Source organism: Sphingorhabdus sp. (assembly GCF_046292425.1).
Lineage (GTDB): Bacteria > Pseudomonadota > Alphaproteobacteria > Sphingomonadales > Sphingomonadaceae > Sphingorhabdus_B.
Genome location: NZ_JBKBQV010000126.1, coordinates 1 through 530 on the forward strand (window position 1 = coordinate 1; position 530 = coordinate 530).

The 530-nt window shown below is 71.9% G+C and carries 1 protein-coding gene and 1 pseudogene; one reads left to right on the forward strand and one right to left on the reverse strand.

Annotation, left to right across the window (positions count from 1 at the left end; translation table 11 throughout):
• Nucleotides 1–231, forward strand: a 231-nt coding sequence (locus ACK4S7_RS13235) for a hypothetical protein (protein WP_409647742.1), incomplete at its 5' end; no start/stop codon positions are given.
• On the opposite strand, the pseudogene ACK4S7_RS13240 reads toward ACK4S7_RS13235, so the two are convergent.
• Nucleotides 228–530, reverse strand: a pseudogene (locus tag ACK4S7_RS13240) (malate synthase G); the annotation flags it as partial. The gene ACK4S7_RS13235 and the pseudogene ACK4S7_RS13240 sit on opposite strands and share 4 nt — an antisense overlap.

Here is a 530-nt window from a genome sequence, read left to right on the forward strand (position 1 = left end):
CCCCAGACCGACCTGCGCATCCGCAGCGCCTTCGGACTAGAGGGCGACGAAGCCTTGAGGCGGCTAGGCTATGATCAGGGCGCGGCGACGCCCCACCGCGCGACGGAGTCCACGCCGCCGCCCCTCAGGTCCAGCGCCAACGACGCAGCCGACGACGTCATGTCGGCCGCCGAAGGCGAAAACGGGCTGGAGCCCGCGCCCCAAACGCCGCCGGACCGGCTGGGCGGCTAGACGGCGGCCTTGGCCCTCAGCCGGAAGGCGTGGAGCAGGGGTTCGGTATAGCCGTTCGGCTGGGCTGCCCCCTCGAACACCAGGGCGCGGGCGGCCTGATAGGCCAGGCTGGCGTCTGGGTCGGGCGCCATGGGCCGGTACAGGGGATCGCCGGCGTTCTGGCCGTCCACCTTGGCCGCCATGCGCCGGAAGGCGGCGTCCACCTGATCGGGGGTGCAGACCCCGTGCAGCAGCCAGTTGGCGATATGCTGCGAGCTGATCCGCAGCGTCGCCCGGTCTTCCATCAGGCCGATGTCGTG